Annotated in this window: 27 protein-coding genes; 17 read left to right on the forward strand and 10 right to left on the reverse strand. The window is 54.4% G+C overall.

Going from position 1 to position 26,288, the window contains the following annotated elements:
* Positions 1-358 precede the first annotated feature (358 nt).
* A complete protein-coding gene (locus ABD806_RS13575) occupies positions 359-1,738 on the forward strand; it encodes a PhoH family protein (RefSeq protein ID WP_344958907.1) in 1,380 nt (459 codons plus the stop codon).
* Here ABD806_RS13575 and thiQ read toward each other — a convergent pair.
* The 7 genes from thiQ to leuA form a co-directional block, all read right to left on the reverse strand.
* Positions 1,735-2,430 (reverse strand): thiamine ABC transporter ATP-binding protein, encoded by a 696-nt coding sequence (thiQ, locus tag ABD806_RS13580; protein WP_344958909.1) that lies wholly within the window; start codon positions 2,428-2,430, stop codon positions 1,735-1,737. The two genes, ABD806_RS13575 and thiQ, sit on opposite strands and share 4 nt — an antisense overlap.
* Positions 2,414-4,015 (reverse strand): thiamine/thiamine pyrophosphate ABC transporter permease, encoded by a 1,602-nt coding sequence (gene thiP / locus ABD806_RS13585; RefSeq protein ID WP_344958911.1) that lies wholly within the window; start codon positions 4,013-4,015, stop codon positions 2,414-2,416. Before thiP ends, thiQ begins: the two co-directional genes overlap by 17 nt.
* A complete protein-coding gene (gene thiB, locus ABD806_RS13590) occupies positions 4,015-5,004 on the reverse strand; it encodes a thiamine ABC transporter substrate binding subunit (protein ID WP_344958913.1) in 990 nt (329 codons plus the stop codon). Before thiB ends, thiP begins: the two co-directional genes overlap by 1 nt.
* 646 nt (positions 5,005-5,650) lie before the next feature.
* The gene (gene leuD / locus ABD806_RS13595; protein ID WP_344958915.1) at positions 5,651-6,250 is read right to left on the reverse strand and encodes a 3-isopropylmalate dehydratase small subunit; all 600 of its coding nucleotides are present in this window, start codon (positions 6,248-6,250) and stop codon (positions 5,651-5,653) included.
* 10 nt (positions 6,251-6,260) lie between these two features.
* Complete coding sequence (gene leuC / locus ABD806_RS13600; RefSeq protein WP_344958917.1) at positions 6,261-7,658, reverse strand: 3-isopropylmalate dehydratase large subunit; 1,398 nt, start codon at positions 7,656-7,658, stop codon at positions 6,261-6,263.
* Positions 7,658-8,758 carry a 3-isopropylmalate dehydrogenase gene (leuB, locus tag ABD806_RS13605; protein ID WP_344958919.1) on the reverse strand — a complete coding sequence of 367 codons (1,101 nt, stop codon included), beginning with the start codon at positions 8,756-8,758 and terminating at the stop codon, positions 7,658-7,660. The genes leuC and leuB overlap by 1 nt, the downstream gene beginning before the upstream one ends.
* Before the next feature lie 2 nt (positions 8,759-8,760).
* Entirely contained in the window at positions 8,761-10,326 is a 1,566-nt protein-coding gene (leuA, locus tag ABD806_RS13610; protein ID WP_344958921.1) for a 2-isopropylmalate synthase, read from the reverse strand.
* 486 nt (positions 10,327-10,812) lie between these two features.
* Here leuA and ABD806_RS13615 point away from each other — a divergent pair, with 486 nt between their 5' ends.
* The 16 genes from ABD806_RS13615 (at position 10,813) to ABD806_RS13690 (ending at position 23,240) form a co-directional block, all read left to right on the forward strand.
* On the forward strand, positions 10,813-11,760 hold the full coding sequence (locus ABD806_RS13615) for a hypothetical protein (RefSeq protein WP_344958923.1): 948 nt from the start codon (positions 10,813-10,815) through the stop codon (positions 11,758-11,760).
* A 367-nt stretch (positions 11,761-12,127) separates the two neighbouring features.
* On the forward strand, positions 12,128-13,846 hold the full coding sequence (locus ABD806_RS13620; RefSeq protein ID WP_344958925.1) for an acetolactate synthase 3 large subunit: 1,719 nt from the start codon (positions 12,128-12,130) through the stop codon (positions 13,844-13,846).
* Entirely contained in the window at positions 13,846-14,340 is a 495-nt protein-coding gene (gene ilvN / locus ABD806_RS13625; RefSeq protein WP_344958927.1) for an acetolactate synthase small subunit, read from the forward strand. Before ABD806_RS13620 ends, ilvN begins: the two co-directional genes overlap by 1 nt.
* A gap of 113 nt (positions 14,341-14,453) precedes the next feature.
* The gene (locus ABD806_RS13630; RefSeq protein ID WP_344958929.1) at positions 14,454-14,756 is read left to right on the forward strand and encodes a DUF2845 domain-containing protein; all 303 of its coding nucleotides are present in this window, start codon (positions 14,454-14,456) and stop codon (positions 14,754-14,756) included.
* A 125-nt stretch (positions 14,757-14,881) separates the two neighbouring features.
* Positions 14,882-15,598 carry a helix-turn-helix transcriptional regulator gene (locus ABD806_RS13635; RefSeq protein WP_344958931.1) on the forward strand — a complete coding sequence of 239 codons (717 nt, stop codon included), beginning with the start codon at positions 14,882-14,884 and terminating at the stop codon, positions 15,596-15,598.
* Between the two features lie 12 nt (positions 15,599-15,610).
* Positions 15,611-15,994 carry a RidA family protein gene (locus tag ABD806_RS13640; protein ID WP_344958933.1) on the forward strand — a complete coding sequence of 128 codons (384 nt, stop codon included), beginning with the start codon at positions 15,611-15,613 and terminating at the stop codon, positions 15,992-15,994.
* Between the two features lie 95 nt (positions 15,995-16,089).
* Complete coding sequence (tusD, locus tag ABD806_RS13645; RefSeq protein ID WP_425583137.1) at positions 16,090-16,488, forward strand: sulfurtransferase complex subunit TusD; 399 nt, start codon at positions 16,090-16,092, stop codon at positions 16,486-16,488.
* Positions 16,488-16,844: a sulfurtransferase complex subunit TusC gene (gene tusC / locus ABD806_RS13650; protein WP_344958935.1), complete on the forward strand. Its 357-nt coding sequence runs from the start codon at positions 16,488-16,490 to the stop codon at positions 16,842-16,844. Before tusD ends, tusC begins: the two co-directional genes overlap by 1 nt.
* A 7-nt stretch (positions 16,845-16,851) precedes the next feature.
* A complete protein-coding gene (gene tusB / locus ABD806_RS13655) occupies positions 16,852-17,136 on the forward strand; it encodes a sulfurtransferase complex subunit TusB (protein ID WP_344958937.1) in 285 nt (94 codons plus the stop codon).
* Between the two features lie 136 nt (positions 17,137-17,272).
* Positions 17,273-17,647, forward strand: coding sequence for a 30S ribosomal protein S12 (gene rpsL, locus ABD806_RS13660; protein WP_344958939.1), 375 nt, complete (start codon positions 17,273-17,275; stop codon positions 17,645-17,647).
* Between the two features lie 83 nt (positions 17,648-17,730).
* Entirely contained in the window at positions 17,731-18,201 is a 471-nt protein-coding gene (gene rpsG, locus ABD806_RS13665; RefSeq protein ID WP_116475231.1) for a 30S ribosomal protein S7, read from the forward strand.
* A gap of 76 nt (positions 18,202-18,277) precedes the next feature.
* Positions 18,278-20,377: an elongation factor G gene (gene fusA / locus ABD806_RS13670; RefSeq protein WP_344958942.1), complete on the forward strand. Its 2,100-nt coding sequence runs from the start codon at positions 18,278-18,280 to the stop codon at positions 20,375-20,377.
* Between the two features lie 63 nt (positions 20,378-20,440).
* Entirely contained in the window at positions 20,441-21,625 is a 1,185-nt protein-coding gene (gene tuf, locus ABD806_RS13675; protein ID WP_344958944.1) for an elongation factor Tu, read from the forward strand.
* A gap of 171 nt (positions 21,626-21,796) precedes the next feature.
* Positions 21,797-21,985: a hypothetical protein gene (locus tag ABD806_RS13680; RefSeq protein WP_344958946.1), complete on the forward strand. Its 189-nt coding sequence runs from the start codon at positions 21,797-21,799 to the stop codon at positions 21,983-21,985.
* Positions 21,986-22,102: 117 nt separating this feature from the next.
* Positions 22,103-22,642 (forward strand): hypothetical protein, encoded by a 540-nt coding sequence (locus ABD806_RS13685; protein ID WP_344958948.1) that lies wholly within the window; start codon positions 22,103-22,105, stop codon positions 22,640-22,642.
* A gap of 22 nt (positions 22,643-22,664) precedes the next feature.
* The gene (locus tag ABD806_RS13690) at positions 22,665-23,240 is read left to right on the forward strand and encodes a hypothetical protein (protein ID WP_344958950.1); all 576 of its coding nucleotides are present in this window, start codon (positions 22,665-22,667) and stop codon (positions 23,238-23,240) included.
* A gap of 183 nt (positions 23,241-23,423) precedes the next feature.
* Here ABD806_RS13690 and ABD806_RS13695 read toward each other — a convergent pair whose 3' ends face one another.
* The 3 genes from ABD806_RS13695 to ABD806_RS13705 form a co-directional block, all read right to left on the reverse strand.
* Positions 23,424-24,725: a hypothetical protein gene (locus tag ABD806_RS13695; protein ID WP_344958952.1), complete on the reverse strand. Its 1,302-nt coding sequence runs from the start codon at positions 24,723-24,725 to the stop codon at positions 23,424-23,426.
* Between the two features lie 357 nt (positions 24,726-25,082).
* A complete protein-coding gene (locus ABD806_RS13700) occupies positions 25,083-25,442 on the reverse strand; it encodes a hypothetical protein (protein WP_344958954.1) in 360 nt (119 codons plus the stop codon).
* Positions 25,443-25,580: 138 nt separating this feature from the next.
* Positions 25,581-26,207, reverse strand: a complete 627-nt coding sequence (locus tag ABD806_RS13705) for a recombinase family protein (RefSeq protein WP_344958956.1) — start codon at positions 26,205-26,207, stop codon at positions 25,581-25,583.
* Positions 26,208-26,288: the final 81 nt, after the last annotated feature.

Consider the following 26,288-nt stretch of genomic DNA (forward strand, 5'->3'; position numbering starts at 1 on the left):
AACTCAGAAGTGAAACGCACCCGCGCCGATGATAGTGTGGCAGCTGCCATGTGAAAGTAGGTCACTGCCAGGCACCCAATTGAAAAGCCCTTCACCGATGTGAAGGGCTTTTTTGCGTTTCTGCCGCTCACCCTTTTCGTCTCCTGTTGATGTTGAATATCATCATAACCTTGTCTGGTCTGATGATTACGAGGGGGTTCTGCTAGCTCAAAGTCGTCCTGACAAAACAAACGCTTGCCGATTGAGCAAAAGCGTTTTAGGTTAAATGTAATAAAGCAGTCATCTCGCTATCACCTTGACGTGGTGTAACTGATAAAGCCGATGAACAACACAGGGGCTTAGCCCGGGGAGAATGCCTATGGACGGCAATGACCGTAAGCGCTTTATTTTGGATACCAACGTACTCCTGCACGAACCCCTCTCTATCTACTCCTTCAAGGAACACAATGTCGTTATTCCGATGACGGTCCTGGAAGAGCTTGACCGGATCAAAGACAGGCAAAAAGATGTCAGCCGTGATGCCCGCGTCGCCATCCGCACCCTGGAAGATATTTTTCATGATGCCACCCCCGAGCAGATTATCGCAGGGGTCCCGCTGGGCCTGAAAGATGATGAGGCTTCTGGCTCCATCGCCATTATTTCCGACCGGCACCTGCCGGAAGGTTACTCGATGTTTACCGATGATGAAGCGGACAACCGCATCATCAATACCGCCCTCTATCTGCAAAAACATAATGCCGAGGGGATGGCGGTACTGGTGACCAAAGACATCAATATGCGACTCAAGGCCAAAGGGGCCGGACTGGAGCATGTGGAAGATTATCGTTCCGATCAGCTGATCGACGATATTCGCCTGCTCTCCAAGGGGTTTAATCATATTAACGACAGCTTCTGGGACAAGGTGGGTGAATGCGAGAGTGAGACCCACGGTCGTGAGGTGATTCATATGGTGGCCGACGAGCTGCTGCCGGGAGCCCATACCAACCAGTATCTGATCGATGATGGTGACGATTTTGCCGGCCGGGTGCTGAGCCGGGAAAACGACAAGGTACGTTTCGTAGACCTGGGGCGGGAACGGATGATGGGTCGCAAGGCCTGGGGTATCCAGCCTAAGAATATCTACCAGGCGATGGCACTGGATGCCTTGATGGATCCCCATATCGAACTGGTGATACTGACCGGCCCGGCAGGTTGCGGCAAGACCCTGCTGGCGATGGCTTCGGCGCTGGAGATGACCATTGAAAAGGGGATATACGACCGGGTAATAGTCACCCGTAACACCCCGGAAATTGCCGAGAGCATTGGTTTTCTGCCCGGTACCGAAGAAGAAAAGATGGCGCCCTGGCTGGCTGCCATTACCGATACCCTGGAGGTGCTGCACAAACAGGATGAGTGCATGGACGGCTCGCTCAGCTACATCATGGGCAAGGCCAATATCCAGTTTAAATCCGTCAACTTTATGCGCGGACGCAGTATCCAGAATACCTTTGTGCTGTTAGATGAGTGCCAAAACCTGACCGCCTCCCAGCTGAAGACCATCATTACCCGTTGTGGTGAAGGCACCAAGCTGGTGTGTTCGGGCAACCTGGCTCAAATTGATTCCAGTTACCTGACCCCGGTGACCTCCGGGCTGACCTATATAGTGGAGCGTTTCAAAGACTTCGAAGGCAGCGCCAATATCTATCTGAATGGCGTGGTGCGTAGCCGGCTGGCCTCGTTTGCCGAGGAAAACCTCTAACGTCCCAGATAGGCTTTAAACTCCTCCGTGCGGGGGGCTGACAACAGTTCCCTGCCGCCGGTTTCCACAATGCCGCCATTGTGTACGAAGGCGATGTTGTCGGCCACCCTGACCGCTTCCTCCGGGTGGTGGGTAACCAGCAGGACGGCCAGCCCCAGAGCATCCGTCTGCTGACGCAGCAACCCCAGCAACTCAAAACGCAAGGCGGGATCCAGGGCGGAGAAGGGCTCATCCAGTAACAATACCGGCTTGCGCCGCGCCAGGCTGCGTGCCAGCCCCACCCTTTGTTGTTGTCCCCCCGACAGGGTATCCGGTTTGCGCGCCAATAATGCCGCCAGCCCTACCTGTTCGGCGGCCTGCTGTACCTGGCTTTGCTGGTCCGAGGTGAGCCTGAGTGACGGCGACAGGCCAATGGCAATATTCTGGTAGACGCTCATATGCCAGAACAGGTTATTGTCCTGAAACAGGGTAGTGATGGGACGCTCGGCTGGGGGAAGTCCCAGGAGGCTGAGGCCATTAAAGGTCAGGGTGCCCGACTCGACCTTGGCGAAGCCGGCGACCATGGACAACAAGGTGGATTTACCGGCGCCACTGGGGCCGATCAGGGCGGTGATCTGCCCAGAGCTTATCTGCAGGGTGAAACACAGGCTTTGCTCCGGATAGCGGCTGGCGAGTTTATCGAGTTCTAGCATGCTTACCTCCCAATACCCGTTCAATCAGGATAAAAAGCCCCAGGCTCAAGAGCAGCAACACCAGGGCGGTGGCGGCGGCCTGAGTCATCTGGTAATTGCCCAGCTGCTGATAAAGCAGCCAGGGCAGGGTTTGCAGGTGCTGGCTGCCAAACAGGGCAATGGCGCTTAGATCGCCGACCGACAGCATCATCGCCAGGGCCAGGGCCAGGGCAATCGGCTTGCGCAACAGCGGCCACTCCACCCGGTAGATGCGGGCCAGTCCTGTGATGCCCAGGCTGGCGCAGAGCCGGTCATGCTGCCGGGCAACCTGCTCCATTGGCAGCAGCAGGGTGCGTAATGCATAAGGCAGTGCCATCAGTGCATTCACCAACAACACCAAGACAGTCCCGAGGCTGAAGACATCGACCAGCCCCCGCAACAGGATAAAGAGCCCGGTCGACAGCACCACCGCGGGCATTACCAGAATGATGGAGCCCAGGGACTCCATCAGGGCGGCGGCCCCGGTTTGCTTCAGGTGTAGCCGAACATAACGGCTGCTGCTTAACAGGCCGAGGGTAAAGAATACAGAGAGCATGCCTGCCCCCAGGGCGATTTTCAGCGAGCTTAAGGTGGCCCGCCACAGCTCGCCGGACAAAAGCACCGGCCATAACTGGGGATTGATGCCAGCCACGACAATCGCCAGCAGAGGCGGTAAAAACAGGCTCAGGCAGAGCAACATAACCGAGGCATCCATCAGGCGGGTGCTCAGATGATGCCGATCCGGCCTGTCAGGCCGAGGCCGCCCGGGGGCGGCGGCTTGAACGGGCCTGGACAACCCATGCTGTAACAGTAAAAACATACCGCAGAAAACCAGCTGCAATAGGGCCAGTCCTCCCGCCAGCGGCAGATCGAAATCAAAGCGCAGTGCCTGATAGATGGCAACCTCCAGGGTGGTAGACCTGGGGCCGCCTCCCAATGCCATCACGGTGGCGAAACTGGTAAAGCAGAGCAGGAAAATCAGGCTGGCAAGTGCGGGCAGGGCGGTACGCATCGCCGGCCATTCCAGCCAGCGGAATAAATGATGGGAGCGAAAGCCGAGCTGGCTGGCCAGGCGCCAGCTGGTATCGGGAATCGCTTCCAGCGACTGCAGCAGGATGCGGGCCGCCAGTGGCATATTGAAAAAGATATGGGCCAGCAGTATGCCGTTCAAACCGTAGAGGTAGCCGAAGGGTTCGAACCCCAGCGCCATCAATAGCTGGTTTACCCAACCCTGGCGGCCATGGACGGCCACTATACCAAACACCGCCAGTATGGCCGGCAGGACCAGGGATAAACCAAACAGCTTGACCAGCAGGTCTCGCCCGGGAAAGCGCCGTCGGGACAGGGTGCGCGCCAGGGGAATGGCCAGTGCCAGGCTCAACAGGGTTGAAAGCCCTGCCTGGTAGAAGCTGAACCAGAGCACGTGACGCAGGTAGCTGTCGGCCAGCAAATCGGTGAAGGTAAATGTGGGCACCTGAACCAAAAGGGCCCCAATGGGCCCTGTTATCAATAGCAGGATCAGACTCAGGCTAACGGCACCCGGTAGCCACCACCAGCGGGCGGGCATCAGCGGGCGACGCTGTTAAGCCACTGGCGTACCCAGGCCTGGCGGTGCTCGGCGACTTCTTCCGCACTGAAGCTCAGGCTGCTGGCGGGCTGTACCAGCTTATCGAAGCTGGCGGGCAGTGGGGTGTCGATCACCGGGTACATCCAGTTACCGGTGGCGATGTGCTGTTGGAAACCGGGACCGACCATAAATTGCAGGAAGCGGTCGGCCAGTTCCGGCTGCTGGCTGGTTTTCACCTTGGCGGCAACTTCCACCTGCAGGTAGTGGCCCTCACTGAAGCCGGCGGCCCGGTATTGCGTCTTCTGTTCCGCTTCGATGTGATAGGCAGGTGAAGTGGTGTAAGACAGCACCAGGTCCGCCTCGCCTTCCAGGAACATGCCGTAGGCTTCGCTCCAGCCCTTGGTCACCGACACGGTGCGTTTAGCCAGGTTTTGCCAGATGTCGGACGCCCGTTCAGCATACAACTGTTGCACCCACAGCAGCAGGCCCAAGCCCGGGGTACTGGTACGGGGATCTTGATAGAGCAGGCTCAGGTCGTCCCGTTCCAGTAACTCGGCAAAGCTGGTTGGCGGTGTGTCCAGCTTGTCGGCATCATAGATAAAGGCGAAATAACCGTAGTCGAAGGGCACAAACACGCTGTCATTCCAACCGCCGGGCAGCCGTATGCCATCCAGTTCAACTTTATGCTCGGAGAGCAGTCCGGTTTCCTTGGCGGCCTGCAGCAGGTTGTTGTCGAGCCCCAGCACCAGGTCGGCCCGGGTGTCGCCACCTTCGAGGCGCAGGCGATTGAGGATGGAGACACCGTCGTCCAGGGCGACAAACTCCAGCTGACAACCACATTCGGCTTCAAAGCTCTTCTTGATGGCAGGGCCGGGGCCCCAATCGGATGCAAATGAGCCGTAGGTATAGACGGTCAGGGTGGGCTCCGCAGCCATGGCCTGGCTGGAGATCAGCAACGGCAGGGAAAGGGCGAGCAGGTTTTTTTTCATATGGTCACTCCTGGTTGACCGGGGTGGCCATGTACTCAAATGCCAGTGCCAGCATAAAGCGGGCAGGATACGAGAATGCTCTCAGCGGTTAACCGCACCCCGTTTGAGAATAGGCGCTATTGTAGAGAGCTTTGCCAACTCAGACCAGCCTCTTTTCAACAAGATAATACCGATCGGGTTAAGCATCTGGTCAACGTTGTGATTTCGTAGCTAAGAGGAGAGAGGGACGCCTCCTCCGACACGCTGCAAGTACATTCATGTAAGCTCGGGCATGCCATCTGAGCGCCAGGGGTGGCGGGAATGCCGGAACGGCAGGAGCATTTTCCGGCCCTGGCATGTAACGGTCGGCTGAGGCGTTCCCTATTACCTCTTTTTGAATCTCGAGGTGACTGTTGGCGGCACAAACAGGCGATATCGGCGCTTCAAGGAGGACAATGGGATCTGCTTCGCCGACCTTCTGTTTCAGGGATGAAACCGATAGCGTACAGAGATGTATTCATAGCGAGTCGGCAGAGTTGGCCCCTTGTCCGGAGTCTTAGTGATAATGAAATAGCTCCAATCTTTAATGTGATTGGTATAAGTTTGTTGGAGATGATCCAGATAAGAAAACGCCGGCATCACGCCGGCGTTTTCAAGTCAGCCTGGCTTACAGCCAGCCGGGCTGGTTGGCCTCATAAGTATCGATCTGATCCTTGTGTTGCAGGGTCAGGCCGATGCTGTCCAGGCCATTGAGCAGGCAGTAACGACGGAACTCGTCAATCTCGAAGGAGAAGCAGTGCTCGCCGGCGCGTACCTGCTGGGCTTCCAGATCCACGGTTACCTCGGCGCCCCTGTTGGCGGTTAGATAGGCAAACAGGGTATCTACCTCAGCTTCGGTGAGCCGAACCGGTACCATGCCGTTATTGATGGCATTGCCGTAGAAGATATCGGCAAAGCTGGGGGCGATAATGGCCTTGAGGCCGAAATCGGCCAGCGCCCAGGGCGCATGTTCACGGCTGGAACCACAGCCGAAGTTTTCCCGGGTAAGCAGAATACAGGCCCGCTCGTAAGGGGCTTGGTTGAGCACAAAGTCCGGGTTGGGCTGCAGGCCGGCATCGTCCAGAAAACGCGAGTCATGGAACAGGTGCTTGCCAAAGCCAGAACGGGTCACCTTCTGCAGAAACTGCTTAGGGATGATCTGATCCGTGTCTACGTTGGCCGCGTCCAGGGGGGCGGCGATACCTGTTAATTGCTTGAATCCGCTCATGTAAAACCCCTTATAAATCCCGAATATCGACAAAGTGACCAAACACGGCGGCGGCGGCGGCCATCGCCGGGCTCACCAGATGGGTGCGGCCACCCCGGCCTTGGCGGCCTTCAAAGTTACGGTTGCTGGTGGCGGCGCAGCGCTCGCCCGGTGCCAGCCGATCATTGTTCATGGCTAGGCACATGGAGCAACCGGGCAGACGCCACTCGAAGCCGGCTTCGGTAAAGATTTTATCCAGGCCCTCGGCTTCCGCCTGGGCCTTGACCTGCTGTGAGCCCGGCACCACCAGGGCCTGTACCCCGGCGGCGACCTTGCGACCCTTGGCAATGGCGGCGGCGATACGCAAGTCTTCAATCCGGCTGTTGGTGCAGGAGCCGATAAAGACTTTGTCGATGGTCACCTCGGTCAGTTTCTTGCCCGCTTCCAGAGCCATATATTGCAGGGCCTTGGCGGCGGACTGGCGTTCGACCGGATCGGTAAAGTCTTCCGGCGCCGGTATGGTGTCGTCGATGGCCATCACCTGGCCCGGGTTGGTGCCCCAGGTGACCTGCGGCGCTATCTCGGAGCCGTTTAATTCCACCACGGCGTCGAATTTGGCATCGGCATCGGATTTGAGGGTATGCCAGTAGCTGACCGCCTCGTCCCAGTCCTTGCCGGTAGGCGCGAAAGGCTTACCTTCGAGGTAATCGATGGTGGTCTGGTCGGGGGCGACCATGCCCGCCTTGGCACCTAGCTCGATGGCCATGTTACAGATGGTCATGCGGGCCTCCATCGACAGGGACTCGATGGCGCTGCCACAGAATTCGACCACGTAACCGGTACCGCCGGCATGGCCGACCTTGCCGATGATCGCCAGCACCAGATCCTTGGCACTGATCCCCGGCTTGAGTTCGCCGCTGATCTCGATCTTCATGGTTTTGGCCCGGCCCTGCTTGAGGGTCTGGGTGGCCATCACATGTTCCACTTCCGAGGTGCCTATACCGAAGGCCAGGGCACCGAAGGCACCATGGGTGGCGGTATGGGAGTCACCACAGACGATGGTGCTGCCGGGCAGGGTCAGCCCCAGCTCGGGACCTATGACGTGGACTATGCCCTGGTATTTGTGGTGCAGGTCATACAGGGGCACGCCGAATTCTTCGCAGTTCTTGGCCAGGGTTTCCATCTGGATGCGGGCCATCTCACCGGAGGCGGCGATGTCGTTGGTCTGGGTGGACACGTTATGGTCCATGGTGGCCCAGGTCCGGTCCGGTCGGTGCAGCTTGCGGCCTTTTTCCCGCAGGCCGTCAAAGGCCTGCGGGGAGGTGACTTCATGCACCAGGTGGCGGTCGATATAAATCAGCGGGGTTTCACCGGCGACATCGCGCACCAGGTGCGCCGTGAAGACTTTTTCATATAAGGTGCTGGACATTAGTTTGCCCTCCTGATGCGAGTGACTATCTGCTCACCCATTTGACTGGTGGATTGCACCGGATGTTCGGCTTTTTCACTGTGCAGGTCACCGGTAAAGTAGCCGGCGGCGAGGGCTTCACTGACGGCGCGCTCGATCGCCTGGGCGGCCTCTTCCTGCTTGAAGCTGTAGCGCAGCATGAGTGCCGCCGACAGGATCTGGGCGATGGGGTTGGCAATGCCTTTGCCGGCGATATCCGGGGCCGTGCCGCCGGCCGGTTCGTACAGGCCGAAGCCTTTTTCATTCAGGCTGACGGAAGGCAGCAGGCCCATGGAGCCGGTGATCATCGCCATTTCGTCGGAGATGATGTCACCGAACAGGTTGGAGCACAGCAGCACGTCAAACTGGGACGGATCCTTGATCAGCTGCATGGTGGCATTATCGATATAGATATGGTTGAGGGTCACATCCGGATAGTCTTTGGCTACTTCGATAACCACCTCACGCCACAGGATGGAGGCCTGCAGTACGTTGGCTTTGTCTACCGAGGTAACAATGCCGCGACGACCGCGAGCAGCCTCGAAGGCAAGGCGGGCGATGCGTTCGATCTCGAAGCGGTGATAGATCTCGGTATCGAAGGCCTTCTCCTGGGGGCCGGAGCCTTCGCGCCCCTTGGGCTGGCCGAAGTAGATGCCGCCGGTCAGTTCGCGCATGCAGACGATATCGAAACCGCGGGCGCTGATATCGGCGCGCAGTGGTGAAAAGGACTCCAGGCCTTGGTAGATGCGGGCCGGACGCATATTGCAGAACAGCTTGAAATGACCGCGCAGAGGCAGCAGGGCGCCACGCTCCGGCTGTTCGTTGGGGGGCAGTTTTTCCCACTTGGGCCCCCCCACCGAACCGAACAGGATGGCATCGGCGGCTTCACAGCCGGCCAGGGTCGCCGCCGGCAGCGGCGAGCCATGGTTATCGATGGCGATGCCGCCTACATCATGGTGGCTCAGTTCCAGGCTGAAACCGAACTCGGCCTGTGCCTTGTCCAATACTTTCAGGGCTTCTGCCATCACTTCGGGGCCTATGCCGTCTCCGGGCAGCACCGCCACCTTATAACTTGCAGTCATACTCACACTGTCTCCATTCGTATCTTGTTTTGTATTTGCTCTTTTTTCTCGGCCACCTGCTCGGCCCGCCAGATGCTGTTAATCACATGGACCAGCGCCTGGGCGGACGATTCGACGATGTCGGTTGCCAGACCCATGCCGTGGAACTTACGGCCCTTGTATTCGGCGACGATATCGACCTGGCCGAGGGCATCTTTGCCTTCGCCCTTGCTCTTGAGTTCGTACTTGTCGATGCGGATGTCATAACCCGTGACCCGGTTGATGCACTGATAGACCGCATCGACAGGACCATTACCGACGGCGGCTTCGTTGACCGTCTCGCCGCCGACAGTCATGCGCACGCTGGCGGTGGACATCACATCACTGCCAGACTGCACACTCAGGTACTTGAGCTTGAACTGCTCTGGTTCTTCGTGGATCTGGCTGAAGAACAGCAGGGCTTCCAGATCATAATCGAAAACCTGGCCCTTGCGGTCGGCCAGTGCCAGGAAGCTGGTATAAAGGGTATCGAGATCATAGTCCTGCTCGCTGTAGCCCATCTCGGTCATGCGGTGTTTGATCACATGACGGCCGGAGCGGGAGGTCAGGTTCAGCTGGTTTTTGGGCAGGCCAATGCTTTCCGGGGTGATGATCTCGTAGGTATTCTTGTTCTTCAATACCCCATCCTGGTGAATACCGGAAGAGTGAGAGAAGGCATTGGCACCGACGATGGCCTTGTTGGGCTGTACCGGCATGTTGCACAGGTTACGGACCAGCTGGCTGGTACGATAGATTTCCTGGTGCTTGATATTAGTATGCACCCCGAGTAATTCGCCCCTGGTTTTCATGATCATCGCCACTTCTTCGAGTGAACAGTTACCGGCCCGTTCGCCGATGCCATTGATGGTACATTCGATCTGACGGGCTCCTTGCTGCACGGCCGCGATGGAGTTGGCCACCGACATGCCCAGATCGTCATGGCAATGGACCGAGATAATGGCTTTGTCGATATTAGGTACCCGGTTAAACAAGGCCTGGATGATGCCGCCAAACTCGCTGGGCACGGTGTAACCGACGGTATCGGGAATATTGACCGTAGTGGCGCCGGCCTTGATCACCGCCTCTACCATGCGGCACAGGTTATCGATGGGGGTGCGGCCCGCATCTTCACAGGAAAACTCCACATCGTCCGTGTAACCGCGCGCATGTTTGACCGCGGCGACGCTCATGTCCAGCACGGAGCCGAAGTCTTTGCGCAGCTTGCTCTGCACATGGATATCCGAGGTGGAGATAAAGGTGTGGATGCGGAACTGATCCGCGACCCTGAGCGCTTCGCCGGCGGCGTCGATATCCGCCTTGAGCGCGCGGGACAGGGCACAGACCCGGCTGTTCTTGATATGACGGGCTATGGTCTGGACAGACTCAAAATCCCCCGGCGAAGAGATGGGGAAGCCGACTTCCATCACATCCACCCCGAGACGTTCCAAGGCCAGGGCGATTTGCAGCTTTTCTTTTACTGTCAAACTGGCAGACAGGGCCTGTTCACCGTCTCTTAAGGTAGTATCGAAAATAATGACTTGATCTGACATGTCGCTTCCCCTTGTTTGGATCTTTGCCGCCCGCGACAGATATAAAAAACCCGTGCGGATGGCACGGGTTTTAACTTGAAGTATGTGGGTGATGAATCCCAGCTACGCCTGACCCGTGCGCCTGTGCACAATGAGAGTTAGTAGTAGTAGCTGAATGGTTTTTTGCATAGCACTCATCACCGAAAAAAGAATCCGTCAACAACGCTATACCAATAGCGAGAAACTTAGGGCCTGTCAACTTACAAAGTCAAGCCTAGCCTCCGGTTATGTTGTTTCATATGCTGATTATTTGTTTTTGTTTGAATTTATTTTTTGTTTTTTGTGTTTTTTTTGGTGTTTGGTTCTGTGTTGGTGGGTTGGGGTGGGGGTATTGCTCTACCCCTTTTTATTTTACCAAAGGGGGCTAAATATTCTTGTTCTTCATCATCTTGTCATCGGTCTGGGCCAGACTGGCTCATCGTCTTGTATGACAAGGATCAGTGACCCATGAAGATTTTGTATTTTATTGGTGCCGGGGACCATGTCTCCCAGCACTATGCAAGGATGCTGGCGGTGGCGTTGCAGTCACTGGGAGGCGAGCTGGAAGTGGTTTGCACCGGGGGGGATGGCGTGGCTCCGTTGAGCGGGCTGACGTTGTCCACCCTATCCATGCGTACGCGCCTGCGTCAGCAGGATTACCAGCTGGTATTTGCGGGCAGCAGCGGCCTGGCGCTCAGGCTGAAATTGTTTACCTCAAGCCCGGTGTTTATGTTTGCCCAGGGCAACAAAGGCAGCTTGCTCCGCCGGGCCGGTATCGAGGTTATCGGCCTGGACTGGTTTCATTTTGGCCGCTCCGTGTTGCCGCCCTTGCTGGATACGGTGAGTGAAGAGCGGCGGGTTGACTATGATATTTGTCTGGCATTACCCCAACAGCCCCTGGAACAGATAATTCGCCACCAGGCTGCCGGCGGCCCTAAGGTTTGTTGTCATCCGGAGGTGAACGCGATCCGCCACATCGGTGCCTTGACCCTGCTGCCCTGGCAGCACTGGCCGACGGCACTCAGTCGAAGCCGCGCCGTACTCAGCGAGGGGCAGCTAAGTGTGGTGGCCGAGGCCCTTCATCGCGGTATCGGTTTAACCCTGTTGGGTCAGAGACATGCTCTGGTTTCCTGTCATTCCCGCCTGCTGGTGGAACTTGAGCTGGCGACCAGGCTGACGCGCTTGTCCGAGCCTTTTGCCCCTCTGCCGGCCAAGTCCCGGACACAGCTCCCCCGGGTTCACTATCCCCGGGTAGCGGGTGCGCTGATGCACTGGCTACTCGCTGGACAGCCGGTATCGCTGGCTACATTGGCTCGTCAGCTGTGGCGGCAGGTGTTGTTTTCGGAGTGGGCTGATGAACGTTTGCATGAGCTGGTACCCGATGGTGATATGCAATGCGGTGGCCTATTGAGATAAACCGGATTGGCCTGCTTGTTTTCCAAGGATCTGTGCTATAAACCTTCCAGAGTTTAGATAAAAATAAGAGCCTAAAACTGTTTTATAGTGATTGTTTCTGTTTTGTTCCCGTGGGTATGGGGGTAAAACAGTTGAATCAGCTGGCTTTGGCGTTATTAGCAGTAAATAAAGCCGTAGACAACCGGTATAAAGCAGGTTAAGGTGCTTTTTCTACTTGTTAGTTATGAAAGTAGAAGTGGTTGTTTAATAAAGATAAAAATTGGCTATTTTGGTGTTATTAGGCAGCTTTGGCACTAGTTGGGCTAAAGCCGTTTAAATTTGACCAACAGTAGCGGAACGTGAGTGCACAGAGCCTGGAGGGCTTATCATGGAGATGTTGTCAGGCGCAGAAATGGTAGTGAGAGCGCTGGAAGATCAGGGAATCGAGCATATTTTCGGCTATCCCGGTGGCTCAGTGCTTGATATCTATGACGCCTTATTTGAAAACAGCAAGATTGAACATGTACTGGTGCGCCATGAGCAGGCCGCCGTACATATGGCCGATGGCTATACCCGCTCTACCGGCAAGGTCGGCACGGTGCTGGTGACCTCGGGCCCCGGAGCCACCAACTGTATCACAGGTATCGCCACCGCCTATATGGACTCCATTCCAATGGTGGTGCTCTCCGGCCAGGTACCGACCGACTACATCGGCGATGACGCCTTCCAGGAAACCGACATGATAGGTATCTCCAGGCCTATCGTGAAGCACAGTTTCCTGTGCAAGAAAGCCTCGGATATACCGCTGGCCATTAAAAAAGCCTATTACATTGCCGCGACCGGCCGCCCCGGCCCCGTGGTGGTGGATCTGCCCAAAGACGTACAGAATCCGAAGGAAAAACACCCCTACGTTTATCCCAGCTCGGTAGAGATGCGTTCCTACAATCCGACCGGGGTGGGTCATAAGGGGCAGATAAAAAAAGCAATGAAGGCCTTGGCCGAGGCCAAACGCCCGGTGATGTATGTGGGTGGTGGTGCCGTCACCGCCGAAGCCAGTGCGCTGGTCATTCAACTGGCGGAGCTGTTCAACCTGCCGGTGACCAATACCCTGATGGGACTGGGCTCCATGCCCGGTACCCACAAGCAGTTTATCGGTATGCTGGGTATGCATGGTACTTACGAAGCTAACAAGACCATGCACAACTCCGATATGATCCTGGCCATCGGTGCCCGTTTCGACGATCGGGTAACCAACAACGTGGCCAAATTTTGTCCCCATGCCACCATCGTCCATGTGGATGTGGATCCGACCTCTATCTCCAAGACCATCAAGGCCCATATTCCGATCGTTGGCTCGGCCGATACGGTATTGGCGCAGATGCTGGAAACCATCCGCGAGCTGGGACTCAAGCCTGATGTACAGGCCTTGGAGGATTGGTGGGTGCAAATCGAGCAATGGCGTGCGCGCCAGTGCTTGCGCTACGAAAAAAGCGATAAATACATCAAGCCCCAGCAGGTCATCGAGACCATGTACCGGATCACCAAGGGCGAGGCCATTGTCAGCTCGGATGTGGGGCAGCACCAGATGTTTGCGGCACTTTACTATCCCTTCGACAAGCCCCGCCAGTGGATCAACTCCGGCGGCCTGGGCACCATGGGTTTTGGCCTGCCTGCGGCCATGGGTGCCCAACTGGCCCGGCCCGATGCGGTGTCCATCTGTGTGACCGGTGATGGTTCCATCCAGATGAATATCCAGGAGCTGTCCACCTGTATGCAATACAACATACCGGTGAAGATCATCTCCCTGAACAACCATGCCCTGGGCATGGTGAAACAGTGGCAGAAGATGTTCTACGAAGGACGCCAGAGCCATTCCTATATGGACTCCCTGCCCGACTTCGTCAAACTGGCCGAGGCCTATGGTCATGTTGGGATCCGGGTCTCGGATCCGGCCGAACTGGAGGCCGCCATGGAGAAGTGCTTCTCCCTGACGGACAAGCTGGTGTTTATGGATATCATGATCGATCCGGAAGAGCATGTGTTCCCCATGCAGATTAAAACCGGCGCCATGGATGAAATGTGGTTAAGCAATACGGAGAGAACCTGATGCGGCGTATTATATCCCTGTTATTGGAAAACGAGTCCGGTGCTCTGAGCCGCGTGGTCGGGTTGTTCTCCCAGCGGGCCTATAACATAGAAACCCTGACGGTGGCGCCGACTGAAGATCCCACCCTGTCCCGGATGACCATAGTCACCATGGGCAACGACCGGGTGATAGAACAGATCACCAAGCAGCTGAACAAATTGGTGGATGTGCTCAAGGTCAGTGATCTGACCGATGGTGAGCATATCGAGCGGGAAATCGTGCTAGTCAAGGTACGCGCCGATGGTGCCAACCGGGATGAGGTCAAGCGTACCGCCGATATCTTCCGTGGCCAGATAGTGGATGTCACCCCTCAGCTGTACACGGTTCAGCTGGTGGGCACCAGCGATAAGCTGGATGCCTTTATCCGTAATATGGCCGATACCACGGAAGTGGTGGAAGTGGTCCGTAGTGGGGTTTGTGGTGTCTCTCGCGGCGAAAAATCCCTGCGCGCCTGATGAGCATTGTTATATTGTTATGGTGTCATAAACCGCCTACGGGCGGTTTTTTATTGCATCGATGGCGCCGATCCAACCCGGGGGCAAACTATCCTTAGGGCAGGGAGGTGGTCATGCGTCATTGGTGGTTGGGATTGGTGTTGTGTCTGTGGCTGGCCCCGGTACAGGCAGACAGCATGCGCTGTAATAACCGGCTGATCACCGACGGTGATCCCATTGCCCTGTTGATCCTGTATTGTGGTGAACCCCTGGTACGGGAAGTGGCCTATCACCATTACCATAACCGGTATGGTCGCTGGTATCGGGAACCGGATGGAGAACGTTGGACCTATTACTTTGGCCGCTATCGGTTTATGCAGATAGTCACCATCAGGAATGGGATCATTGTCAGTATTGAAAATGGCCCCAGGGGGTAAGGTTATTGCCTGCCGGATATTTTGCCCATGCGAGCCTCGCGCCGGTTTGGCTATCCTCAAAAAAAGTTGACATCTGACATGATCAATTGAAAATCAAGGGGAAAGACAGGCATAGGGAGCCAGTAATGCCGGATGAAAGTGGGGCAGCCTTGTTAACCGAACAATTCAAGTGTAAGAAACAATTCACCCAGCAGGATCGTCAGCTGCTGGCGGCCTATGCCGATCTGGTGGATGGCCTGGCCGACATGTTTGGCAAGCATTGTGAGATAGTGCTGCATACCCTGGAGGATCTGGATGATTCGGTGATTAAGATAGCCAATGGCGCTGGGAGCGGCCGTGCCGCCGGGGCAGCGCTCACCGATCAGGCATTACGTATTTTGCCCCAGCTGGAGCAACAGCAGCTGAGCCATAGCCCCGCTCATTTTACCCAGGGGCGTCTGGGGGGGCCGATGAAGTCGAGCACCCTGGCCGTGCGCAACCTGGATGGGCAGATTATCGGGCTGCTGTGTATTAACCTGGATTTAGCCGCTCCCTTCCATGAGTTTATGGCCGACTTTTTACCCAAACCGGTTGAAGTGTCAGACAACTCGCTGGAAAACTTCAGCAATAATGTAGAAGAACTGGTGACCCTGACGGTCGAGCGCACCATAGATGAAATTAATGCCGACCCGGATGTGGCCAATAACGCTAAAAACAAACAGATTGTCATCAGTCTTTTTGAGAAGGGGATCTTCGATATCAAGGACGCCATCGCCATGGTGTCGGACAAGCTTAATATATCCAAACACACCGTTTATCTTTATATTCGACAAAAAAAACGCGATGAAGATGACATCGCCTAACCAGGAGTACCCATGACTAAAACTGTAATTGCGACCGACAAGGCCCCTGCTGCCATCGGACCTTATGTGCAAGCCACCCGCCTGGGCAACATGATCTTTACCTCAGGCCAGATCCCGCTGGACCCGACTACCATGGATATCGTAGAAGGCGGTATTGAAGCTCAGACCAAACAGGTAATGGACAACCTGATGGCGGTGCTGGCCGAAGCTGGTGCCGATGCCGGCAAGGTACTGAAAACCACCTGTTTCCTGTCCGATATGAATAACTTCCTGGCTTTCAACGAAGTCTATGCCAGCTATTTTGTCGCAGGTGCCCCGGCTCGCTCCTGTGTGGAAGTGGCCCGTCTGCCTAAAGACGTGCTGGTAGAAGTCGAAGCCGTCGCCTATATCGATTAAGGCTGCCTAGGCTTAGGGAGGCCGGGGAGCTACCCGGTATCGGAACCCCGGTCTCCATCTTGCCATGAGTCCACCACAGGTATGTAAGGGCAGAAATGATGCCAGGTTTACGTTTTGCCTTATTGGTTACCGGCCCCTGCTATGGCACCCAGTCGGCCACTGATGCCTATCGTTTTGCCCGTGCCCTGCTGGCTCAGGGTCATCGCATCATTAGCATCTTCTTCTATCAGGAAGGGGTTCACAACGGTAACAGTTTCTCCCTTCCCGCCAGCGATGAAACCGACCTGCATCAAGCCTGGGTAGCATTGGCCAATGAACAGGAGCTCAGCCTGGAGCTGTGTGTCGCCGCCGCCCTCAGGCGCGGCCAGGTGGATGAGGATTCGGCCCGACAGGCGAACCTGACCGCCTTCAATGTCAAGGCGCCTTTTCGGCTTAGTGGTTTGGGCTCCCTGGCCCAGGCGATGTTGACCGCAGATCGGGTGGTACAGTTCTGATGAATAAACCGGCTTTTGTGTTTCGGACCTCCCCCCATGGCAGCGCCAGCGGACGAGAAGGCCTGGATGCGGTGCTGGCAGCCTCGGCACTGACCGAGGCGCTGGCGGTGTTTTTTATCGGTGACGGTGTCTATCAGTTGCTGGAGGGGCAGGATCCCGCCGCCCTGTTGGCTCGTAACTATACCGCCACCTTCGGTTTGTTCGAGCTGTACGATATTGAGTCCGTCTATGTCTGTGCCGAGTCGCTGGCCGAGAGGGGCCTGAATGTCTCCCGGCTGAATATTGCCGTGCAACCCTTGTCTCGTGATGAGCTGGTGGCCCGCCTGGCCGACTTTAATGTACGACTGACCTTTTGAGAACCGTATGTTGCACACCGTTAAACACTCGCCCCTGAGCCATTACAATCTGGCGCAATGTTTGCGTTATATGGCAACGGGAGATCAGCTACTATTATGGCAGGATGCGGTGATCGCCGTCACCTTGCCTGACTGGCAGCGGCAACTGGCCTCCCTGGCTGACAGGGGGGGCTTGTATGTCATGCAAGACGATTTGGTGGCGCGAGGCCTGGAAGGTCAGCTGGGTCAGCCAGTGGCCATGGCGGATCTGGTGTACCTGATAGTGGAAAAAGGCAGTCCCCAGGCGTGGTAGCCTCCCTTTTACCAAAACTAAGGCCAGTAAACTGTATAATTCTTGACTCATAAACGGGGTGGGAATAGAATTTTGCGTCCCTGTTTTGGGGATAGATTTTTCACAACTGTAGAACGACATTTTTCAGGAGCTGTTAATGGCAACAATTAACCAGCTGGTACGCAAGCCACGCGAGAAGAACGTTGCAAAAAGCAACGTTCCGGCGCTGGAAGCTTGCCCGCAAAAGCGCGGTGTATGTACTCGCGTTTACACTACCACCCCCAAGAAGCCGAACTCCGCAATGCGTAAAGTGTGCCGTGTTCGTCTGACCAATGGTTTCGAGGTTAACTCCTACATTGGTGGTGAAGGCCACAACCTGCAAGAGCACTCCGTCGTGCTGATCCGCGGTGGTCGTGTTAAAGATTTGCCCGGTGTGCGTTATCACACCGTGCGCGGCGCGCTGGACACTTCCGGTGTATCCGCTCGTCGCCAGGCCCGTTCCAAGTACGGCGCCAAGAAGCCCAAGGCTTAATGGTTCTCCGTTAAGTAAGGCCAAACATATTTAATTTTTAACCTTTTGTTTTGGGTTATTCCTGAAGTTACGGAGAGTTTGCAATGCCAAGACGTCGCGTAATCGGCCAGCGTAAAATCCTGCCGGATCCCAAGTTCGGATCTGAGCTGCTGGCCAAGTTCGTAAACGTAGTAATGGTAGACGGTAAGAAGTCTACTTCAGAACATATCGTATACGGTGCCCTGGATATCGTTGCTGAAAAAACCAGCAAAGAGCATCTTGCCCTGTTCGAGGCGGCACTGGACAATGTTCGTCCTACTGTTGAAGTTAAATCCCGCCGGGTGGGTGGTTCTACCTACCAGGTGCCGGTTGAAGTACGCCCCGTGCGTCGTAATGCCCTGGCCATGCGCTGGTTGGTAGACGCCGCCCGTAAGCGTGGTGAAAAATCTATGGCTCAGCGTTTGGCTGGCGAGCTGCTGGATGCGGCTGAAAACAAAGGCTCTGCGGTTAAGAAGCGTGAAGACGTGCACCGTATGGCCGAAGCAAACAAAGCGTTCGCACACTATCGCTGGTAATTGGATGGGCGCGGTCAAGGCCGCGCCTCTTTGATTGCTGTCTAAGGGCAATTGACCTTAGCAAGAGGATTTTATTGTGGCTCGTACAACCCCAATTGAGCGCTACCGCAATATTGGTATCAGTGCTCACATCGACGCCGGTAAAACTACCACTACCGAGCGTGTGCTGTTTTACACCGGTGTAAGCCATAAGATCGGTGAAGTGCATGATGGTGCTGCCACCATGGACTGGATGGAGCAGGAGCAGGAGCGTGGTATTACCATTACCTCCGCTGCGACCACTTGTTTCTGGGACGGTATGGCTCATCAATACCCTCAGCACCGCATCAACATCATCGACACCCCTGGCCACGTTGACTTCACCATTGAAGTAGAACGTTCCATGCGGGTGCTCGACGGTGCTGTCATGGTTTACTGTGCTGTGGGTGGCGTTCAGCCCCAGTCCGAGACCGTATGGCGTCAGGCGAACAAATATCACGTACCGCGTATTGCCTTCGTCAACAAGATGGACCGTACCGGTGCCAACTTCCTGCGTGTAGTTGGGCAGATCAAGTCCCGTCTGAAAGGCGTGGCGGTTCCTGTTCAGTTGCCGATCGGCTCTGAAGAAAACTTCAAGGGCGTGATCGACCTGATCAAGATGAAAGCCATCAACTGGAGTGACGAAGACAACGGTACCACCTTTGTCTACGAAGACATTCCCGCCGAGATGCAGGATCTGGCCGAAGAATGGCGTCAGAACCTGATCGAGTCCGCAGCAGAAGCCAATGAAGAGCTGATGGACAAGTACTTGGAAGGTGGCGAATTGTCCGAGGCCGAGATCAAGGCAGCCTTGCGGAGCCGCGTGCTGAACAACGAGGTGATCCTGGTTACCTGTGGTTCCGCGTTCAAGAACAAGGGTGTACAGGCGATGCTGGACGTGGTTGTCGACTATCTGCCGTCTCCGGTGGAAGTTCCTGCCATTGCCGGCGTAAAGGAAGACGGCGAAACGCCCGATACCCGTACCGCCGATGATGCCGCTCCTTTTGCTTCTCTGGCGTTCAAGATTGCCACCGACCCCTTCGTGGGCAACCTGACCTTCTTCCGCGTGTACTCCGGCGTAATTCAATCCGGTGACACAGTGCTGAACTCGGTCAAGGGCAAACGCGAGCGTTTTGGTCGTATCGTACAGATGCATGCCAATAAGCGTGAAGAAATCAAGGAAGTCCGTGCCGGCGATATCGCCGCGGCTATCGGTTTGAAAGACGTGACCACCGGTGACACCCTGTGTGCCCAGGACGCGCCTATCATCCTGGAGCGCATGGAATTCCCCGAGCCAGTTATCTCCGTGGCCGTTGAGCCCAGGACCAAGGCTGATCAGGAAAAAATGGGTCTGGCCCTGGGCCGTCTGGCGCAGGAAGATCCGTCTTTCCGCGTATGGACCGACGAAGAATCCGGTCAGACCATCATCGCCGGTATGGGTGAGCTGCACCTGGACATCATCGTTGATCGCATGAAGCGCGAGTTCAAGGTAGAAGCCAACGTGGGTAAACCCCAGGTTGCCTACCGTGAAAGCATTCGCGGCAGCGTTGAGCAGGAAGGCAAGTTCGTTCGTCAGTCCGGTGGTCGTGGTCAGTTCGGTCACGTCTGGATCAAGATCGAGCCGCAAGACGCAGGCCTTGGCTACAAGTTCGAGAACGCCGTTGTCGGTGGTGTTATTCCCAAGGAATACATCCCCGCTGTCGACAAGGGCATCCAGGAGCAGATGAAGCAAGGTGTTCTGGCGGGGTACCCGATCGAAGATATCAAGATTACCCTGTACGATGGTTCTTATCACGATGTTGACTCTTCTGAAATGGCCTTTAAAATCGCCGGTTCCATGGCGTTCAAGGCGGGCTTCATGAAGTGTAACCCCGTGCTGCTTGAGCCGATGATGAAGGTTGAAGTAGAAACGCCGGAAGAGTACATGGGTGATGTGATCGGTGACGTTAATCGTCGCCGTGGTATCATCGAAGGCATGGAAGATGGCCCTACCGGTAAGGTTGTTAATGCCTTGGTACCGCTGTCTGAAATGTTCGGCTACGCCACCGACCTGCGTTCACAGACTCAGGGTCGTGCTTCTTACTCCATGGAGTTTGCCAAGTACGCCGAAGTGCCTGCGAACATGGCCGAAGCGGTTATTGCTGCTCGTAAAGGTTAACTAATCTTTGTTTAAACTCCCCACCCGCATGGCGGGTGGGTTCAAACTAGGAAGGACTAGTCCGTGTCTAAAGAAAAATTTGAACGTAATAAACCGCACGTAAACGTTGGTACCATCGGCCACGTTGACCACGGTAAAACCACCCTGACCGCCGCCATCACCAGCGTGCTGGCCAAGCAGTTCGGCGGCGCCGCCCGTGCTTTCGATCAGATCGACAACGCTCCTGAAGAAAAGGCCCGTGGTATCACCATCGCCGCTTCTCACGTTGAGTACGACACCGAGAGCCGTCACTACGCTCACGTTGACTGCCCCGGCCACGCCGACTACGTGAAAAACATGATCACCGGTGCTGCTCAGATGGATGGCGCCATCCTGGTTGTTGCCGCCACCGACGGCCCTATGCCGCAAACGCGTGAGCACATCCTGCTGGCCCGCCAGGTAGGCGTACCTTACATCGTTGTGTTCATGAACAAGTGCGACATGGTTGACGATGAAGAGCTGCTCGAGCTGGTTGAGATGGAAGTGCGCGAACTGCTGTCCGAGTACGACTTCCCGGGCGACGACATCCCTGTTATCCAGGGTTCCGCGCTGAAAGGCCTGGAAGGCGATGCCGAGTGGGAACCGAAGATCCTGGAACTGGCTGCCGCCCTGGATTCCTACATCCCCGAGCCTGAGCGTGCCATCGACGGCGCCTTCCTGCTGCCGATCGAAGACGTGTTCTCCATCCAGGGCCGCGGTACCGTGGTAACCGGTCGTGTCGAGCGCGGTGTTGTCAAGGTGGGTGAAGAAGTGGCCATCGTGGGTATCAAGGATACCGTCAAGACCACCTGTACCGGTGTTGAAATGTTCCGCAAGCTGCTGGACGAAGGTCGTGCCGGTGAGAACGTAGGCGTGCTGCTGCGTGGTACCAAGCGTGAAGACGTTGAGCGTGGTCAGGTACTGGCCAAGCCGGGCTCCATCACCCCGCACACCGACTTCGAATCCGAAGTATACGTACTGTCCAAAGAAGAAGGCGGCCGCCACACTCCGTTCTTCAAAGGCTACCGTCCCCAGTTCTACTTCCGTACCACTGACGTGACCGGTACCATCGAACTGCCGGAAGGCGTTGAGATGGTTATGCCTGGCGACAACATCAAGATGGTAGTAAGCCTGATCGCTCCTATCGCGATGGAAGAAGGCCTGCGCTTCGCCATCCGTGAAGGTGGCCGTACCGTAGGCGCCGGCGTTGTTGCTAAAATCATCAAGTAAGTGATTTTCGCTCAGCGTTAAAAAGGAGGCTTCGGCCTCCTTTTTTCGTTTCTGAGCAACGAGAAGTGTCCTAGAGCCTAGTTAAATCAATGGCTTACATGCTCGGTTTCAGCCGACTGTCAGACCTCAATGGATGACTGTGAGCCTCAAGCAAAGCATAAAGGACACGACATGATCAAGATTGAAGCCATCTCCCCCGAAGTTTACGCAGCCCTTCTGGAAGCCTCTGTAAGCGATTCTGACAAGCTGGTTGAGGTTTGCCCTAGCCTGACTGTCAGTCGCTCTCAGGATGAGGCTGGGAGGCCGGTGTTGTTGCTGGATGGGTGTGATTGCGGAACGGTTAGGATTGCTTTCAATTGACGTAGGGGCTTCGGCCCCTTTTTTTACTCGTCATATTTATTTTTCACATTACACTTGATTGATTACTTACTTTTGCACGGGGGGGGGAGTGTGGCACTGTCAACACATGAGAAAGTTATGGCAACACTAGAAGGGTATGATATTGAAAAGAGTAAAGTATCTTCTCTCTTGATTAGCCAGATGTGTAAGTATGAAGAGCAGGGGGGTAATTTAGCCTCAATTGCTAAAAGTATTAGTTCTGTTGAAAGAGGAGCTTGCTCCTTTGTAAAGGGGGGTGAAAAATTTAAGGGTGAAATATTGGGATGTTTTTATAAGGTTCATTATTTTGACTCTGAGCATTTTTTTAAAAACATCAGTAATGAAATTATTTATCAGGGAGGGAGTAAAAAAGGAGAGTTCAAGCCAGATTTTTTCAAGAAGTTGTCTCAGTTAGGTTTTGAACATGCATCTAGTGATGGTGACTTTGTGAAGATTTCTAATGATGTGGCGAAATTTGTTGTTGATGGTATTAATGAAAGGGCAGGGAGGGGAGCCGTGACCGGTGAGTGGGTTATTTATAGAGAAAATGAAGGGGAGAGGTTTTACTGCACACTTGCTTATCATCATGAGGATGACGCAGTTATTTTTAAGAGGCTCCAAGATAATAATCTAATCTAACCTTCAATATAGGATAAGAGAAATGTTTGGGAAGAGTCGCTCTGACATATCTGATTACCTTACTCATTGGACTAAAGACACTGATAATAGGACGGCTTTTGAAAACCTCCTTAGTATCATTAAAGAAGGTGTGCTGATAGGGGGGTGTCAGCATATAAAAGGGCAATATAACTGTGTGTGTTTTACGGAAGCCCCCAAAGATATATTCAAGGAGTGCCGAACTAGGTATAGCAAGTATGGGATACAGGTTCCAAAGTGGTGGGTTTATGGAAAGGGTGGAAGGCCTGTAATATATCAAAGTGAAGATGAGTATTACTTGTTGGATGCCTCAATAAGGTGGAGGCATGTAACATATGATTTTCCTGGGCCAGATTTTACTTGGGAGCGAGAGTGGAGAGTTAGGGCAGATGAATTGGTGTTTGATATAGATGATATCAGAATTATTATCTTGGATGATGTGGATGAATCCATAATTTTAGATGAACATGACTCTAGAGAGAGGGAGTATATGGAGTATTGTGCTCATATGTTAGGTGAATATTCATATCTCTCTTATCCGGCAAGAGAGTTCCCATACGGCATTGAATTCTACGAGTGATACTTGAGAAGCTATAAGGACATTTTTGAATGTCGACAAATTTTTTGTCTGGACTACATAGACGCTTGCCGATTTTTTCTAGGACTTTCACTTTTCTATCTACTGCCGGGCATGGTTATTTCACTGTCCCGGCAGTAGGTTTTCCCTTCTGTTTCTGCACTGGCTGTTATCGCCACAGCTCTGTTACCAGCTCCCCCAAACCAGCGCGGGGTCAGCATTTGGCTCGTCAATGTTGATGCTATGAGCAGCTGGTAATCCCTCTTTGCTGGCGCTGCTGTCGATCTGCTTGGTGTTCGTATCAGTCGGTGGTTGGTTCGTCCCTGTAGCTGGCGCTGTGCTATGTGACGGGTGCTCTTTATTGGTCAATTCGTTACTGGTGATGGTCAATGTATCATCCAGTGTTGTGCTCTCTGGCTTGATCTTTTGTTGAGCTGTATCAGTAGTGATTACAGGGGTAACAGGGTCTGTATAACTACATATAGGGGCTTCTCTGTTACTCGCGCACTTTTCACTATCAAACCCAGTGCTGGCGCGGGTTTTAAGGGGATTGTTACCTTTTTCAGAGCACGGTTTTTTGTCCGCGTAGTTCCGTTTTTTGTCGTCCGGTTTTGAAGCATCAAGAGGTCGTCCAGATTGATCAATAACGCCTTTCAGCACCTGTCTAGCTTCCTCGTATACTTGTCGTGCCTCCTGCTCAACCGCTTGTTGAACAACGTAAGGTGACCGCCCCAACAATGCCAGCATGTTGTCCTTGTCCTTGCTGATATAGCTTATCCAGCCCCTTGAACGGTATGGTTTTACCTGTGCTTGGTGATGGGGATTGCCGCTGGTGCCAACGGCCTTGACCAGCAGGCTTTCAACATCGCTGTTTGCCATGTGGGCCGGACGAACAAGTAGGCCGTGCAGGTGTGGATTACTGTCCTTCAGTTCAAAGGCGTATAGGTAGCCCCATTCCGTCAGCCCTGCACGCTCAAAACGCTTTCTAAGGCGATCAAAGAGCTTCTTGGCATTATCCGCTGATAGGGTAGGGGCATCCCCCTTGTATGGCTCCCAGAATGATTTAGGAATCGCCAGCGTGAAAGCTACTAGCTCATTACCAGATTGTGCCGCCCGCTTTAGTAGCGTGGTGGCATGGAAGCACCTTTTCAGGGTATCCGGTGTGCTTTTGTAGGCCAGAAGTTTTTTCGGCATATCGCCAAAGGCTATTTTTGCTTGACGGCGAAAGTATTTGGCGAAGTCTTCCGGCAAGGTGCATTCAGTCAGGCAGGAATCGTCAGGCTGTGACAGGTGCTCAGTAGTTATAATGTCAACAAGCAATGCGCCATTGATGTGCTTTTCACTGAAGCCGTCGGTAAGCCCCAGTTCTTTTGCCACCTTTCTGCGTTTTCTGGTTTTGGCCTTTTCACGCTTTGCTTTATATTCTGGGGTGTTGCGCTTGTCCAGACCGTGAGACGGCTTGGAAGCTTGCCGGTTAATATTGTTCATGCTAGGATTCTTTTTCTGAAAGTGTTTATTTGGCCGCAATATCTCCCACGATATGCGGCCATTATTTTTATCGCCAGCTAGATATTAAGCTTTTGTAGTATTTGGCGAACTTCTCAAGCTCATCATAATGGTAATATATCTTGCACCCTTCCTTTCGGTAGGGGATGGCATAGGCATACCGGTGACGATTTCCTTTCTTCTTTCCGCTACTTGATAGTGTCGCCCTTCTATTCTCGCTTAAGAACGAGGCCCAGTCTTTCCGGCGTTTGGTGAGTTTATGCAGCTCTTCCGCTGCTTCAAAAGTGCTTAATAATGATGGAGCGGCCATGTTCCTGTTCTCCCTTGATTCCTTTCAGGTTACTTTTTTGACTTTCGTCCGGTTTGCTGTTTCTCTATGCCCAGCTTCGCCCACATCCTTTGGGCGTCCTCATAGGCATGATCCATCATGTAAAGACAATCGCTTAGTTCGTCGTCGGTGATGATGTTATTTCTTGTGGTGCTGGTGTCCCGCTGAAGGGTCGCCAGCATGAAGTGATGAAAATGTTCGTCGATGGTGCCGGTTGGCCCTTCGGTCTTTTCAACGTATGCGGCGAATGCATCAAGCAGTTTTTTTGAATGCCAGAATTTACTCAGCTCCATGCCGTAGCCTCTGGCTTCCTTTTTTAAAACGGATTCGCGTTGCACGAAAGCACGCATTTTTTTAGGTGTCCCAGTCATTCCTTGACGCCGGTAGTTAATGTTAGCTTAATTTAAAGTGAAACTATTTTTTGGTCAATGGTGACCAAAAAATATTTATTGGAATGGCAGCACTTTTGGGGTGAAATGAAAAAGCACGGGGAGCGCCCGTGCTTGTTGTTATTCTGGGTTTCGCAGTGTCTTAGCTACTCTGGCAATGGTTGCCCTCGAACAGCCATGCCGCTCTATGATTTTGTTATAGCTCTTGCCCTCTTGCAGCAGCTCCTTGATTGTAGCGTGTAGCTTCTCGTCAACCGGACGGCCTTTATACCTGCCATTCTCTTTCGCTTTGTTGATGCCCTGCCGCTGGCGTCTCTTCCGGTCTTCATAATCCTTTCTGGCAATGGCGGCCAGCATATCCAGCATCATGCCATTGATTGCACTTAACATCCGGTTGGTGAATTCGTCGCCGGTATGTAACAGTTGGTGACTGGTGGGCAAATCCAGCGCCACGACTCGCACGCCTTTACTTTTGATGAGTCCCTGAAGCCGCTCCCAGTCGCTGCTGTTCAGACGGCTAAGCCGGTCTACCTGTTCCACCAGCAGGATGTCTCCAGTTCTGGCGACATCGAGCAACCGGAACAACTCGGGACGTTTGAGACTGGCACCTGACTCATTTTCTTTGAACCATGCATCGACGGTGAAACCTTGCTGTGCGGCAAAATCTAGCAGCGGACTTTTTGCACGCTCGGCGTCCTGCTCATCGGTGGAGGCTCTTAAGTAACCGTATACCCGTGATGATGACATGCTTGTCTCTTTGGTGGTTCGTTTATAGTGGTTTCATAATATCAGTCTGTTTTGAGTGGTCAAGCATGAGTTGTGAAACCA

This window comes from Zobellella aerophila (assembly GCF_039539325.1).
Taxonomy (GTDB): domain Bacteria; phylum Pseudomonadota; class Gammaproteobacteria; order Enterobacterales; family Aeromonadaceae; genus Oceanimonas; species Oceanimonas aerophila.

Coding starts and splice junctions, on each gene's coding strand:
- ABD806_RS13575 (WP_344958907.1), top strand. CDS start 359: ATGGACGGCAATGACCGTAAGCGCTTTATTTTGGATACCAACGTACTC.
- thiQ (WP_344958909.1), bottom strand. CDS start 2,430: ATGCTAGAACTCGATAAACTCGCCAGCCGCTATCCGGAGCAAAGCCTG.
- thiP (WP_344958911.1), bottom strand. CDS start 4,015: ATGCCCGCCCGCTGGTGGTGGCTACCGGGTGCCGTTAGCCTGAGTCTG.
- thiB (WP_344958913.1), bottom strand. CDS start 5,004: ATGAAAAAAAACCTGCTCGCCCTTTCCCTGCCGTTGCTGATCTCCAGC.
- leuD (WP_344958915.1), bottom strand. CDS start 6,250: ATGAGCGGATTCAAGCAATTAACAGGTATCGCCGCCCCCCTGGACGCG.
- leuC (WP_344958917.1), bottom strand. CDS start 7,658: ATGTCCAGCACCTTATATGAAAAAGTCTTCACGGCGCACCTGGTGCGC.
- leuB (WP_344958919.1), bottom strand. CDS start 8,758: ATGACTGCAAGTTATAAGGTGGCGGTGCTGCCCGGAGACGGCATAGGC.
- leuA (WP_344958921.1), bottom strand. CDS start 10,326: ATGTCAGATCAAGTCATTATTTTCGATACTACCTTAAGAGACGGTGAA.
- ABD806_RS13615 (WP_344958923.1), top strand. CDS start 10,813: ATGAAGATTTTGTATTTTATTGGTGCCGGGGACCATGTCTCCCAGCAC.
- ABD806_RS13620 (WP_344958925.1), top strand. CDS start 12,128: ATGGAGATGTTGTCAGGCGCAGAAATGGTAGTGAGAGCGCTGGAAGAT.
- ilvN (WP_344958927.1), top strand. CDS start 13,846: ATGCGGCGTATTATATCCCTGTTATTGGAAAACGAGTCCGGTGCTCTG.
- ABD806_RS13630 (WP_344958929.1), top strand. CDS start 14,454: ATGCGTCATTGGTGGTTGGGATTGGTGTTGTGTCTGTGGCTGGCCCCG.
- ABD806_RS13635 (WP_344958931.1), top strand. CDS start 14,882: ATGCCGGATGAAAGTGGGGCAGCCTTGTTAACCGAACAATTCAAGTGT.
- ABD806_RS13640 (WP_344958933.1), top strand. CDS start 15,611: ATGACTAAAACTGTAATTGCGACCGACAAGGCCCCTGCTGCCATCGGA.
- tusD (WP_425583137.1), top strand. CDS start 16,090: ATGATGCCAGGTTTACGTTTTGCCTTATTGGTTACCGGCCCCTGCTAT.
- tusC (WP_344958935.1), top strand. CDS start 16,488: ATGAATAAACCGGCTTTTGTGTTTCGGACCTCCCCCCATGGCAGCGCC.
- tusB (WP_344958937.1), top strand. CDS start 16,852: ATGTTGCACACCGTTAAACACTCGCCCCTGAGCCATTACAATCTGGCG.
- rpsL (WP_344958939.1), top strand. CDS start 17,273: ATGGCAACAATTAACCAGCTGGTACGCAAGCCACGCGAGAAGAACGTT.
- rpsG (WP_116475231.1), top strand. CDS start 17,731: ATGCCAAGACGTCGCGTAATCGGCCAGCGTAAAATCCTGCCGGATCCC.
- ABD806_RS13680 (WP_344958946.1), top strand. CDS start 21,797: ATGATCAAGATTGAAGCCATCTCCCCCGAAGTTTACGCAGCCCTTCTG.
- ABD806_RS13685 (WP_344958948.1), top strand. CDS start 22,103: ATGGCAACACTAGAAGGGTATGATATTGAAAAGAGTAAAGTATCTTCT.
- ABD806_RS13690 (WP_344958950.1), top strand. CDS start 22,665: ATGTTTGGGAAGAGTCGCTCTGACATATCTGATTACCTTACTCATTGG.
- ABD806_RS13695 (WP_344958952.1), bottom strand. CDS start 24,725: ATGAACAATATTAACCGGCAAGCTTCCAAGCCGTCTCACGGTCTGGAC.
- ABD806_RS13700 (WP_344958954.1), bottom strand. CDS start 25,442: ATGACTGGGACACCTAAAAAAATGCGTGCTTTCGTGCAACGCGAATCC.
- ABD806_RS13705 (WP_344958956.1), bottom strand. CDS start 26,207: ATGTCATCATCACGGGTATACGGTTACTTAAGAGCCTCCACCGATGAG.